The following is a 13,064-nucleotide window of genomic DNA, read 5'->3' as shown; positions in this document are numbered from 1 at the left end:
CCATGGCCGAGCGCAGGTAGTTTTCGGACAAATCCTAGAGCATCGAGCCTATGTCCGAGGCTCCTGTCGGGTAGGCAAACATCGTGGTCTTCAGATCCGTGGTGGTGAGCCCATGCCGGATGGCCAGCGCGAAAACATTGATGACTTCATCCACGTTGGGGCCGACGAGATGAGCGCCCAGTACCTTTTCCGTCGCTTCTTCGATCAGTACCTTGAACCCGTAGACCGGCTCGGCGGCCTGGCGGGCAGTAAACCAGTCGGGGGCATGTTGACTCGAGACGCGGAATTTCAGCCCTTGCGCGTGGGCCTGCGCTTCGTTGAGGCCGGCCGAGGCGATGGGTGGGATGGTGAAGGCGACACTCGGTACCCCTTTGTAATTCGGCATTGTGCGTTTGCCGTCGATCAGGTTGGCGGCGACCACCTTGGCATCATGACTCGATACCGGCGTCAGCGGTGGCCCCACCTGGGCGGCATCGCCTGCGGCATAGACGGCGGGATTCGAGGTACTTTGCAAATGCTCGTTGAGCGATAGTTGCCCTTTCTCGGTCTCGACACCGGCCGCCTCCAGGTTGAGGGCCTCGAGCGCCGGTATTCTGCCGGCCGCATGGACCACCAGGTCTGCTTCAACCGTGCCGGTCTCGCCATTCGAGGAGGTGCGAACGTTATAGCCAGAGGCCGTCTTTTCGATGGCGTCCACGGTGGTCTGGGTGCGCACATCGATACCTTGATCACGGAAGGATTCCATGAGCCAATCGACCAGGTCCGGATCGAAGGGCTTGAGCATCCGCTCGCCGTGCTGCAGGACGGTGACCTGGGCGCCGGCCCGGGCAGCCAGATGAGAGAACTCTGCGGCAATATAGCCCCCGCCGACCAGGGCACAGGTACCCCCAAAGGGGCGGGAGTCGATGATCGCCACACGCCAGTTGGCGGCTTGGGCACGCATGACGACTATTTTAGCGGCGGTGCCGGTACCGATGGCGACGAGATCGTAGGATGCTGCCATCTTGTTTACTCCTTCGCTTAGCGGCGGTGTTGCTGACACTCCTGACCTTGCTGACGTCAACGTAGGCCTGTAGTTGTCACTGGGACAAGGTGGCGGTTGTTTATGTCTGTAACTGAAAAAGTCAGCCTGCCCAGGACCGCCCCGGCGGCCTTGATGACAGGGCCAGGCCTTGCCTGGCTCGCTACACCTGCCTGATCAGGAGGCCGGGTGCAGTTCCAGAACCGTGTCGGAAACCCGGCCTCCTCGACCGAGACAGCGCGGTCACGCCACAGCGCATTGGTTGCGTCCGAGATCATGTTGTAGTGGCCAAGCGCATCGGCCCCTTCGCATCGTGGCTGGTCACCCCGCGCAGCAGGACAGTTGTTTGACGTCCTTGGTGAAGGTCTGGGCACAGAGCTTGAGTCCTTCGACCATGGTCAGGTAGGGGAACAGTTCATCGGCAATGTCCTGCACCGTCATCCGGGCACGCAGGGCCATGACCGCCGTCTGGATGAGTTCGCCGGCTTCGCCGGTCACGGCCTGAACCCCGAGCAGCCGCCCGCTGTCGCGCTCGGCGACGATCTTGATGAAGCCGCCGGTCTCGAAGTTGACCAACGCACGGGGCACGTTATCCAGGGTCAGGGTCCGGCTGTCGGTTGTGAATCCCTGAGCCTGGGCCTCGGCCTCGGACAGACCGACGGTAGCAATCTGCGGGTCGGTGAAGACCACCGCCGGCATGGCACTCAGGTCCAGGCGCGCCTCGCCTCCCGTCATGTTGATGGCGGCGCGGCTGCCGCCGGCAGCCGCGACGTAGACGAACTGCGGCTGGTCGGTGCAATCCCCAGCGGCATAGATAGTGGGCAGGGTGGTACGCAGCGAGTCATCGACCAGAATCGCTCCGCGAGCCGTCTCCACGCCGATAGCCTCGAGGTTCAGCGTTTCGATATTGGGCGTGCGGCCCGTCGCGACCAGCAGTTTGTCGGCCTTGATGTCCCCCGTGTCCGTCGTAAGCACGAACTGACCGTCACCATGCACCACCTGGCTGATCTGGACGCCGCGTAATACTTCGATGCCTTCGGCCTGGAAAGCGGCTTCCAGGGCCTCGCCGATGGCCGGGTCCTCGCGGGAGAACAGGCGGCTACGCGCCAGGATCGTCACTTGGCTGCCCAGCCGCGCGAAGGCCTGGGCCAGTTCCACCGCGACTACCGATGCCCCGATCACCGCCAGACGCTCGGGAAGGGTGTCGCTGGCCAGCGCGTCGGTCGAGGTCCAGTAGGGCGTGTCAGCCAACCCGGAAAGCGGCGGCATGGCGGGACGCGCGCCGGTGCCGATGAAGGCACGGTCGAAGACGACTTCACGCTCGCTGCCATCGTCCTGGTCAACAATCAGGGTCTGTGCATCACGCAAGCGGGCCCTGCCGCGAATGACCGTGATGGCCGGGTTGCCTTCCAGGATGCTTTCGTACTTGCCGTGACGTAACTCTTCCACGCGCCCCTGCTGCTGGGCCAGCAAGCGGCCACGATCAATGCTCGGCGCCGTCGCCGTGATGCCGTCATCGAACGGGCTTTCGCGGCGATGGTGAGCAACATGCGCGGCACGGATCATGATCTTGGAAGGCACACAGCCGATGTTGACGCAGGTGCCCCCGATGGTGCCCTGTTCGATCAGCGTGACACGGGCGCCCCGCTCGACGCTTTTCAGCGCCGCCGCCATGGCGGCCCCTCCGCTGCCGATCACGGCGATATGCAGGCCATGGTCACTGTCCCGTGCGTTGTCGGTTGGCGCTGTGGCCTGCGTCAACTCGGCGCCATAGCCCTTGGCACGGATCGTCTCGAGCAGACGCTCGGTACCCACCTCGCCCGGGCGCGTTATCACCGCGCGGCCCTGGTCATAAGAGACCTCAGCCTCGACCCCGGGCAGCGCATCGAGCGCTGCCTGGATCGAGTCGGCGCAACGCGTGCAGGTCATGCCGGTAATTGTGATCGTGGTTTGCATAGACACTCCTCGGTAACCTTTCGCACAGCACCCGCAGCCCTCGTTGAATGAGGACCAGTCGGTTACTGGGCTTGTTCAGTGTTCTCGGCGGCCAGGCGCGACGGATAGCCCGAATTGGTGGTGGCGGCGGTCAAATCCGCCACGCTTGCCTCGGTATCTTCGAAGGTTACCGTGGCGCTTTTTTCCGCGTAGGAAACCGTGGCGGTTTCCACGCCGGGCACTTTCAAGAGCGCCTTCTTGACGATATAGCGGCAACTCGAACAGGTCATGTTGTCAACCGCCAGGGTGATGGTCTGCTGAGCGGCGAAGGCCGTCCCGATACTTGCCACGGACAAGACAAGCGTGCCAGCCAAGGTACGAATTTTCATGATGAAAGACTCCCGAAAGTTAGAAAGTTAATTAGCCCAGGAGGAGTGGAACGATATACGGCCAGGCAAGCACCACCACGATGAGCAGTGTCGCACTCCATAGCGCGATCTTGATCACCCGCTCGGCCAGCGGCGTGCCACAATAGCCATCCGTGCTGCAGGCGTCGGCCCGACAGGTGTTGCTGGGCTTGCGGTAGACGGTGTAGAAGCCGATGCCGAGCATCACCAAGGTGAAGGCGATAAAGAGCGGCTGGTAGGGTTTAAGCATCGTGAGATTACTCATCCAGGCACCCCCGATGCCCAGTGAGAACAGCACCAGCGGCAGAATGCAGCAGGCGGAAGCGAGTACCGCGCCAATGGCGCCACCACCTGCCAAAAGCCCCTTGCGCCCTGATCGGCTCGGTGTGGCTTGCTCGCCTCGATCAAGCGTCTGGTCTTTGCTGGTTGCCATCGTGAACCTCTTTGCCATAGGGACATTTGTCGCTACAGTACCCCCTGTAGTTGATACAGGATCAACAGGGAAAATAGACCATGCCATTACGTCGAGGGGAGCTGGCCAAGCGGACCGGCTGCAACATCGAGACCATTCGCTACTATGAGCGAATCGGGCTTCTGCCGGATCCGCCCCGAAGCGATAACGGCTTTCGCAGCTATGAAGAGCGCCACCTCACGCGGCTGACGTTTATCCGCCGAAGCCGCGAACTGGGATTCACCCTCGAAGAAGTGCAGGATCTGCTACGACTGGTTGATGGCGGGCATTACACCTGCGCCCAGGTACAGGAGCTCGCACTCAGGCATGCCGATGAGATCCAGCGCAAGATAAATGATCTGCATCGCATGCAACGCGCCTTGAAAGAGATGGCGGCGCAATGCAGCGGAGAGGATGTGCCGACGTGTCCCATCGTAGAGATTCTTTCTGAGACCTCCTAGCCGAATATCCATTACCGCGGTGTGTGCTTGCGTTGGGGTCTTGGTATCAGAACGATTTGCACAGAAGTCTTTTCATATGCCGCTTTCCTTCTCTTTCACGCTGATATGCGAAGAACGGGCGCGGCGGCGAGCATATCCCCTGCGAAGGTCGTAGAACGAGTCGCTTGATAAACCCAGTGGATCGTTTCAGCATAGCATTGTCTCCAAAGTGACACGATTCAGCTAGCGGCAATAAGCACCCGCATAGCTGGCCTGTCGCTACCCACATCGCGAGGAGCCTTTTGCATGCTGACGCTCACCCAGCAGGACGTACTGCTCGGCTGCCGGGCCGCCGACTGGCGCGATGCCCTGGACCAGGCCGCCGCGGCGCTGGTCGATGCCGGGCGCGCCACGCCCGAATACCGCAACGGCCTGCACGCACGCGAGGCGCAGTCGTCGACCTATCTGGGCAACGGCATCGCCATCCCTCACGGCACGCCCGAAAGCCGCGACCAGGTGCTGGCCACCGGGGTGCGCGTGCTGCAGTTCCCCGACGGCGTCGACTGGCACGACGGCCATCGCGTGCACGTGCTGGTGAGCATCGCCGCGCAGAGCGACGAGCACCTCGACATCCTGCGCGCGTTGACCCATGTACTCGACCGCGAAGGCGTCGCCGAACGTCTTGCCGAGGCCGATAGCGCCGCCGAGGTGATCGCCGAGCTGTCCAGGGCGCCGGTGATCGCACGCCTCGACGCCGATACGCTGTGTCTGGGCTTCCCCGCCAGGGATCGTTTCGAACTGGCGCTGGCCGGTGCCGCGCGGCTGCGCCAGGCCGATTGCGTGAACGCCGACTTCGTCGCCGCGATCGCCGCCCAGGAGCCGGTCTCGCTGGGCCAGGGGCTGTGGCTGGCCAGTGCCACGCTCGGCGTGGCAACCCCGGCGCTGTCGCTGGCGACCCCCGAGTCGGCGTTCGTCGGCCCCAAGGGTGCGGTCAACGGCGTGTTTTGCCTGGCCGCCCAGGGTGACGCCCATCGCGGCCTGCTCGAACGGCTCGCTGAACTGCTCGATGCTGGCGATGGCGAGACGCTGGCCGATGCCGACGCGCCGAGCGTGCTGGCGCGCCTGGCCGGCGAGCGCGCGGCGGCCGAAACCATGCGCGTTCGGGTGCTCAACGCCCATGGCCTGCACGCCCGTCCGGCCAAACAGTTGGTTCAGGTGGCCCGCGATCAGGGCCTGCCCATCAAGGTCCGGCTGCTCGAGGGCGGCGCCGAGGCGGTTTCGGCGGCGAGCCTGACCAAGGTCATCGGGCTGGGCGCCCGGCGCGGCCAGACGCTGGTGTTTTCCGCCGAAGGCACGGGAGCGGCGCAGGCCGTGCAGGCGATGGCCGAGGCGGTGCGCGAGGGGCTCGGCGAGCAGGTCGTGGCTTTCGACGAGCGCCGTGACGTCGACGTCGAGCCGGCGACCACAACCAGCAGCGCAACTGCGCCGCTGCCCTTGCCAGACGATACGCCGCACCCGGCGGTACCGGCGTCGCCGGGGCTGGCGGTGGCGCCGGTGTTCGTGATGCGTCTGCCGTGCTTCGACTATCCTGAGCGCGCGCGGGATCTCGACGCTGCGCGCGGCGGCGACCCGCAGGCCCAGAAGGCGCGTCTGGCGCGGGCCCGGGGCGAAGCCGCCGAACAGCTCGAGGCGTTGATCCGCCGCGCCCAGGGCGGCGAGGTTGCCGAGATCCTGTCGATCCACGAAGAGATGCTCGAGGATCCCGAGCTGCGCGAGGCCGCCCACGAGGGCATCGACGACGGCTGGTCCGCCGAGGCCGCCTGGTGGCGCGGCGTGGACACCGCGGCGCGTGCCCAGGAAATGCTTGCCGACCGATTGCTCGCCGAGCGCGCCGCCGATCTGCGCGATGTCGGCCGGCGGGTGCTGGGCCTGCTGTGCGGCGTCGAGATGCCCGCGCCGCCGGACACGCCCTACATCCTGGTGATGGAAGACGTCGGCCCCTCCGACGTGGCGCGGCTCGACACCGTCAAGGTCCGCGGACTCGTGACCGCGCGCGGCGGGGCGACCTCGCACAGCGCGATCCTCGCCCGGGCGCTGGGCATCGCCGCGGTGGTCGGCGCCGGCGAACGGGTGATGACGCTTTACAACGGCAGCGAGCTGATCCTCGACGGCGAGCGCGGGCGGATCATTCCCGCGCCCTCGACACAGCGTCGCGCCCGCGCCGAGCTGCACATGAAGGAGCGCGAGGGGCGCGAGCGCGAGGCCTATGCCGCACGCTTTGAGCCTGGCCGCACCCGGGATGGCCACCGCGTCGAGGTCGCCGCCAACCTGGGCAACACCGCCCACGCGGTGGACGCCGTCGATTACGGCGCCGAGGGCGTCGGCCTGCTGCGCACCGAGTTCGTGTTCATGGCTCACGCCGAGGCGCCGGACCTGGACACCCAGATCGGCGAGTACCGCGAGGCCTTCGACGCGCTGGACGGCCGCCCGCTGGTGGCGCGCACCCTGGACGTCGGCGGCGACAAGCCGCTGCCGTACTGGCCGCTGCCCCAGGAGGACAACCCGTTTCTCGGCCTGCGCGGCATCCGCCTGGCGCTGACCCGCCCCGAGATCCTCGAGACCCAACTGCGCGCGCTGCTCAGCGCGGCCGGCGAGCGGCCGTTGCGAATCATGCTGCCGATGGTCAAGGATGTCGCCGAGTTCCGCGCCGCCAAGGCGATCGTCGAGCGCCTGCAGGCCGAGATCAAGGCCCCCGACGTGCAGCTCGGGGTAATGATCGAGATCCCCTCCAGCGCGCTGCTGGCGCCGAGCCTGGCCGAGGAGGTCGACTTCTTCTCGATCGGCACCAACGATCTGACCCAGTACACCCTGGCGATCGACCGCGGCCATGCGGCGCTGTCCGCGCAGTCCGACGGCCTGCACCCGGCGGTGCTGCGACTGATCCAGATGACCGTCGAGGCCGCCCATGCCAAGGGCAAGTGGGTCGGCGTGTGCGGCGAGCTGGCCTCCGACCCGCAGGCGGTGCCGGTGCTGGTCGGGCTGGGCGTCGACGAGCTGTCGGTGTCGCTGCGCCAGGTGCCGATGGTCAAGGCGCGGCTGCGCGAGCTGACCCTCGACGGCGCACGCCGCCACGCCGCGACCGCGCTGGCCCAGGCCACCAGCGATGCAGTGCGCGAAGCGCTGGAGGTGCTGTGATGGCGCGGATTCTCACGATCAGCCTCAACCCGGCGCTGGACCTGGCGATTTGCCTGCCGCGGTTGACACTGGGAGCGGTCAATCGCACCGACTCGACACGCCTCGAGGCGGCCGGCAAGGGTGTCAACGTCGCCCGCGTGCTGGTGGCGCTGGGTCACCAGGTCGCGGTCTCGGGCTTTCTCGGCGCGGCCAACGACGGCCCCTTCGCGCGGGCCTTTGCCGAGCTGGGCGTCGAGGACGTGTTGCGCCGGGTGTCCGGAGAGACGCGCATCAACGCCAAGCTCGCCGAGCATGACGGGCGCATCACCGACATCAACGGCCCCGGCCTGGCGGTCGGCGGCGGCGATCTGGCGGCGCTGCTCACCGCGCTCGACGCCCGCGCCGAGGATGCCGCGCGGCGTCCCGACGCGGTAGTGATCGCCGGCAGCCTGCCGCCGGGCATCGGTCCCGAGGATCTCGCCGTACTGATCGAGCGCCTGCGCGGTCACGGCCTGCCGGTGTGGGTCGATACCAGCGGCCCGGCGCTGGCCGCGGCGATCGCTGCCGGCCCCCGCGCGGTCAAGCCCAACGAGCAGGAGCTGGCCGCGTGGGCGGGCGAGGTGCTGGACAACCCCGAGGCGCGGCTGCGGGCCGCACGCGCGTTGCATCGGGCGGGCATCGACGAGGCGCTGATCTCGGCCGGCGAGGCCGGCGTCTTGTGGTTCAGCCGGCGCGGCGCCTGGCTGGCGATGCCGCCGGCGGTGGCGGTGGCGAGCACCGTGGGCGCCGGCGACACGCTGCTCGCCGGCATGCTGCACGGCGTGCTCGCCGACTTGCCCGCCGAGGACGCCTTGCGCTTGGCCACGGCACTGTCCGCCGAATCGGTCCGTCATGTCGGCGTGGGCGATCCCGCCGCCGCCGACTTCGCCGATCTTAAACAACACACGCGCGTGCGCCGGCTGGCCGATGACGGCAGCGACGCGCAGGGAGCCTTCGCATGAACGTGATTCTGGTTACCGCCTGCCCGAGCGGCATGGCGACCACCTTCCTCGCCGCCCGGCGGCTCGAGCAGACGGCCAGGCAGCGCGGCTGGCGCTCGACGGTCGAAATGCACGGCGAGCTGGAGCCGACCCGTCCGGTGGAACAGACCGCGATCGATGCCGCCGAGCTGGTGATCGTCGCTGCCGAGTACATACCCGAGCCGCAGCGTTTCGTCGGCAAGCGGCTGTTTCAGGCGCCGATTTCCCAGGCGTTGCCCGACCCGCGCGGCTTTCTCGAGCGCGCCGAGCGCGAGGCGGTTTCCTATACGGCGCCGCCTTCTATGGCGCCCGAAGCCGCGCCCGGTTCTTCACAGGCGCCCGAACATGCGCCCGGCTCTTCACAGGCGCCGCTTTCTAGGGCGCCCGAACATGCGCCAAGTTCTTCACAAGCGACCGTAGCTGAGTCTTCATCGGCGAAGAATATCGTCGCGGTGACGGCGTGCCCGACCGGCGTGGCGCATACCTTCATGGCTGCCGAGTCGCTGGCCGAGGCCGGCCGCGCCCAGGGCCATCGGATTCGCGTCGAGACCCAGGGCTCGGTGGGCGCCCAGGACGCGCTGAGCGAAGACGAGATCCGCGAGGCCGACGTGGTGATCCTGGCCTGCGACATCGAAATCGATCCGACCCGCTTCGCCGGCAAGCCGATCTGGCGCACCTCGACCGGCAATGCGCTGAAGAAGTCCAAGCAGACCATCGACGACGCGCTGGCCGGCGCCGAGATCGAGGACGCCACGAACGCTTCCTCGAGCGCGGGCGGCGAACGCAAGAAGAGCGTCAAGGAGAAGGGCGTCTACAAGCACCTGCTCACCGGGGTGTCGTTCATGCTGCCGATGGTGGTCGCCGGCGGCCTGCTGATCGCGCTGTCGTTCGCGTTCGGCATCAAGGCCTACGAGAACGAGGGCACGCTGGCCGCGGCGCTGATGCAGATCGGCGGCGGCAGCGCCTTCAAGCTGATGATTCCGGTGCTCGCCGGCTATATCGCCTACTCGATCGCCGACCGGCCGGGGATCGCCCCGGGGATGATCGGCGGCTGGCTGGCCGCGGACATCGGCTCGGGGTTCCTCGGCGGGATCATCGCCGGCTTTCTGGCCGGCTACGTCGCCAAGGCGGTGGTGCGTCACTTCAAGCTGCCGACGAGCATCGAGTCGCTCAAGCCGATCATGATCGTCCCGCTGATCGCCAGCCTGGTGACCGGGCTGGTGATGATCTACGTGGTCGGCGAGCCGGTCGCGGCGATTCTTTCCGGGTTGACCGCCTTTCTCGAGAACATGGGCTCGGCCAACGCCGTGCTGCTGGGCTTGCTGCTCGGAGCGATGATGTGCTTCGACATGGGCGGGCCGGTCAACAAGGCCGCCTACACGTTCGGCGTGGGGTTGCTGGCTGCCGAGACTTACGCGCCGATGGCGGCGATCATGGCCGCCGGCATGGTCCCGCCGATCGGCATGGGCATCGCCACTGTCGTGGCCCGCAGCAAGTTCGCCGTCGCCGAGCGCGAGGCCGGCAAGGCCTCGTTCGTGCTGGGGCTGTGCTTCATTACCGAAGGCGCGATTCCGTTCGCCGCCAAGGATCCGCTGCGGGTGATCCCGGCGTGCATGGTCGGCGGCGCGGTGGCCGGCGGGCTGTCGATGCTGTTCGGCGCCAAGCTGATGGCGCCGCATGGCGGCGTCTTCGTGCTGCTGATCCCCAACGCCATCTCGCCGGCGCTGCTCTATCTGTTGGCGATTGTGATCGGCTCGTCGGTCACCGGGCTGAGCTACGCGATGCTCAAGCGCGGTAGCGAGGAGGTTGCCGTCGGCGTGGCCGGTTGAGGCCTGCAGCAGGCCATCGGGGTGTCAGCGGCTCGGTCGGTGACGTTTTCCAGGACTCGAAACGAGACATTTTCATTTAAAAAATCAACAAAATATTACGTGATTGTTTAACATGGGTTTCCTGCAGATTCTCAAACTCGGACTAGAGTTCGAAACAAGGGGCAGGGTATCAGGGACGATACGAATACTGTGAGATGATCCGGTGACTGTCGAGATTATCGAGCAATCGGGAATTGAATTCACCGCCTGGCCCCTTCTTTTACAAGACGCCAATAAATAGTAACGGGAGGCTGTTTATTGCGTTGAATCAGTTCGAGTCGTGTCATAAGGGAGACAGGACCATGGCGCAACAAGCAACCACGCCGACCACTGCGCAGCCCCAGCAGGCAACATTGACGTTAGCCTGTTCACATGAACACCAGTCGCTGAACCGCTATCGTATGCTGTCTCTACGTTTTTTGCCTTACAGCCTGGCGTTGAGTCGTCTTTTCGAGGCGTTTTCCAACGAGAGCGAAGAGCGCATTCAAGCACTTATGCAGATGGCCGGGCATCTGCAAGCGACCGGCGACCTGCCAGCGGCAATCCCGCCAAGCCACTCCGAGGGCGATCAGGAAAAACGTCATTTCTTCGTGATCGGCGATGCGATGGCTGGCGCGGTTCTGGCGGATGGCTTGCTTCGCGAACATCAATCGACACTTTTCTATCGGCAGTTATACCATATATACCATGGCAATTGCCTGCCCGAACTCACTGGGCTATTGCTGACCTTTGCTGAGCAGAAACACGCGGAGTGCAGATTACTGCAGGAAAGCCAGGGCTATTTATTGCCTGATGGCTGCCTGTCTGGGCGACAGCAAGTTGCTTGACGCCGGCTGACGAAACCGCCGAATACGGCACCTTGGATCTGTTGTCGTCCATTACCGAACGCTCGGTACGCTTTCGCAACGCCTACCCGCCGAGCTACCTGCGCACACTGGAGCGGGCGGCTTTCATGTCCGGCCAGTTGCCCTTGCGAACCGGCGTCTACGACCAAAGAAGCTGTCTCTCGGCATGCCCGGACGCTGGGAGAACGCACGGTTTTCGCTACGCTCTAATAGGGTCAATCGTCAAAAGCCATGATGACAACAAGGAGCACGCGCCATGATTTACGCCAACCCCGGGAGCGACGGCAGCGTCGTCAGCTTCGAGAAGCGCTATGGCAATTACATCGGCGGCGAGTTCGTCGCCCCGGTCAAAGGGCAGTACTTCGACAACGTCACGCCGATCACCGGGGCGGTGTTCTGCGAGATCCCGCGTTCGAGCGCCGAGGACATCGATCGGGCGCTGGATGCCGCGCACCAGGCGGCGCCGGCCTGGGGCAAGACCTCGGCTGCCGAGCGCAGCAATATCCTTTTGAAGATCGCCGATCGCATTGAACAGAATCTGGAAATGCTCGCCGTCGCCGAGAGCTGGGACAACGGCAAGGCGGTGCGCGAGACGCTCAATGCCGACATTCCGCTGGCGGTCGATCATTTCCGCTACTTTGCCGGTTGCATTCGCGCTCAGGAAGGCACCGCGGCGGATATCGACGCCAACACCGTGTCCTATCACTTCCATGAGCCGCTGGGTGTGGTGGGGCAGATCATCCCCTGGAACTTTCCGATCCTGATGGCCACCTGGAAGCTGGCGCCGGCGCTGGCGGCGGGCAACTGCGTGGTGTTGAAACCCGCCGAACAGACCCCGGCGTCGATCCTCAAGCTGATGGAGCTGGTCGGCGATCTGCTGCCGGCGGGGGTGATCAACATCGTCAACGGGCTTGGCGAGGAGGCCGGCCAGGCGCTGGCCACCAGCAAGCGCATCGCCAAGATCGCCTTCACCGGCTCGACCCCGGTCGGTGCGCACATTCTCAAGTGCGCCGCCGACAACATCATCCCCTCGACGGTGGAACTGGGCGGCAAGTCGCCCAATGTCTATTTCGCCGACATCATGAACGCCGAGCCGGCGTTCATCGACAAGGCGGTCGAGGGGCTGGTGCTGGCATTCTTCAATCAGGGCGAAGTCTGCACCTGCCCGTCGCGGGCGCTGATCCAGGAGGAGATGTACGAAAGCTTCATGGCCAAGGTGATGGAGCGCACCCGGGCGATCAAGCGCGGCAATCCGCTGGACACCGAGGTGCAGGTCGGCGCCCAGGCCAGTCAGGAGCAGTTCGACAAGATCATGTCCTACATGGACGTGGCCCGCGAAGAGGGTGCGGAGTTCCTCACCGGCGGCGGCAAGGAGAGCTTCGATCCGGCCTACGACAAGGGCTATTACATCCAGCCGACGCTGCTCAAGGGCAACAACAGCATGCGCGTGTTCCAGGAGGAGATCTTCGGCCCGGTGGTGGCGGTGACCACCTTCAAGGACGAGGCGGAAGCGCTGGCGATCGCCAACGATACCGAGTTCGGCCTCGGCGCCGGGGTCTGGACCCGCGACATGAACGTCGCCTTCCGCATGGGCCGCGGCATCCAGGCCGGGCGCGTGTGGACCAACTGCTATCACCAGTACCCGGCGCATGCCGCCTTCGGCGGCTACAAGAAGTCCGGCGTCGGTCGCGAGACCCACAAGATGGCGCTCGAGCACTATCAGCAGACCAAGAACCTGCTGGTCAGCTACGACACCAATCCGCTGGGCTTTTTTTGAGCGATAAGCCGGCAGCGTGACCGCAGTAAGGAGGCGACCCAGGGTTGCCTCCTTCTCTTTTATGGGCCTATGAGGGCGCCGCCGGCTTCCCTCGCGGCTAGTCGCCCTGTACCTTGGGCGATTCGAC

The 13,064-nt window shown here is 65.4% G+C and carries 10 protein-coding genes; 6 read left to right on the top strand and 4 right to left on the bottom strand.

Going from position 1 to position 13,064, the window contains the following annotated elements; all coding sequences use genetic code 11:
* Nucleotides 1-34: 34 nt before the first annotated feature.
* The 4 genes from HALZIN_RS0112410 to HALZIN_RS0112395 form a co-directional block, all read right to left on the bottom strand.
* Complete coding sequence (locus tag HALZIN_RS0112410; RefSeq protein WP_031384526.1) at nt 35-1,003, bottom strand: dihydrolipoyl dehydrogenase family protein; 969 nt, start codon at nt 1,001-1,003, stop codon at nt 35-37.
* 339 nt (nt 1,004-1,342) lie between these two features.
* Nucleotides 1,343-2,977: a mercury(II) reductase gene (merA, locus tag HALZIN_RS0112405; RefSeq protein ID WP_031384525.1), complete on the bottom strand. Its 1,635-nt coding sequence runs from the start codon at nt 2,975-2,977 to the stop codon at nt 1,343-1,345.
* Between the two features lie 62 nt (nt 2,978-3,039).
* Nucleotides 3,040-3,345 (bottom strand): cation transporter, encoded by a 306-nt coding sequence (locus HALZIN_RS0112400; RefSeq protein ID WP_031384524.1) that lies wholly within the window; start codon nt 3,343-3,345, stop codon nt 3,040-3,042.
* Between the two features lie 31 nt (nt 3,346-3,376).
* Nucleotides 3,377-3,796: a mercuric transporter MerT family protein gene (locus HALZIN_RS0112395; RefSeq protein WP_031384523.1), complete on the bottom strand. Its 420-nt coding sequence runs from the start codon at nt 3,794-3,796 to the stop codon at nt 3,377-3,379.
* An 80-nt stretch (nt 3,797-3,876) separates the two neighbouring features.
* Between HALZIN_RS0112395 and HALZIN_RS0112390 the strand changes: the two genes are divergently transcribed.
* From HALZIN_RS0112390 to exaC, 6 genes are all read left to right on the top strand, one after another.
* Complete coding sequence (locus HALZIN_RS0112390) at nt 3,877-4,275, top strand: MerR family transcriptional regulator (RefSeq protein WP_031384522.1); 399 nt, start codon at nt 3,877-3,879, stop codon at nt 4,273-4,275.
* A gap of 285 nt (nt 4,276-4,560) precedes the next feature.
* Complete coding sequence (gene ptsP / locus HALZIN_RS0112385) at nt 4,561-7,449, top strand: phosphoenolpyruvate--protein phosphotransferase (protein ID WP_031384521.1); 2,889 nt, start codon at nt 4,561-4,563, stop codon at nt 7,447-7,449.
* Nucleotides 7,449-8,429 (top strand): 1-phosphofructokinase, encoded by a 981-nt coding sequence (gene pfkB / locus HALZIN_RS0112380; protein WP_031384520.1) that lies wholly within the window; start codon nt 7,449-7,451, stop codon nt 8,427-8,429. The genes ptsP and pfkB overlap by 1 nt, the downstream gene beginning before the upstream one ends.
* Nucleotides 8,426-10,276, top strand: coding sequence for a PTS fructose-like transporter subunit IIB (locus tag HALZIN_RS0112375; protein ID WP_031384519.1), 1,851 nt, complete (start codon nt 8,426-8,428; stop codon nt 10,274-10,276). The genes pfkB and HALZIN_RS0112375 overlap by 4 nt, the downstream gene beginning before the upstream one ends.
* A gap of 341 nt (nt 10,277-10,617) precedes the next feature.
* Entirely contained in the window at nt 10,618-11,142 is a 525-nt protein-coding gene (locus tag HALZIN_RS0112370; RefSeq protein ID WP_031384518.1) for a hypothetical protein, read from the top strand.
* Between the two features lie 274 nt (nt 11,143-11,416).
* Complete coding sequence (exaC, locus tag HALZIN_RS0112365; protein WP_031384517.1) at nt 11,417-12,937, top strand: acetaldehyde dehydrogenase ExaC; 1,521 nt, start codon at nt 11,417-11,419, stop codon at nt 12,935-12,937.
* Nucleotides 12,938-13,064: the final 127 nt, after the last annotated feature.

This window comes from Halomonas zincidurans B6 (assembly GCF_000731955.1).
Classification (GTDB): domain Bacteria; phylum Pseudomonadota; class Gammaproteobacteria; order Pseudomonadales; family Halomonadaceae; genus Modicisalibacter; species Modicisalibacter zincidurans.
This window is presented reverse-complemented; position numbering and strand designations above follow the sequence as displayed.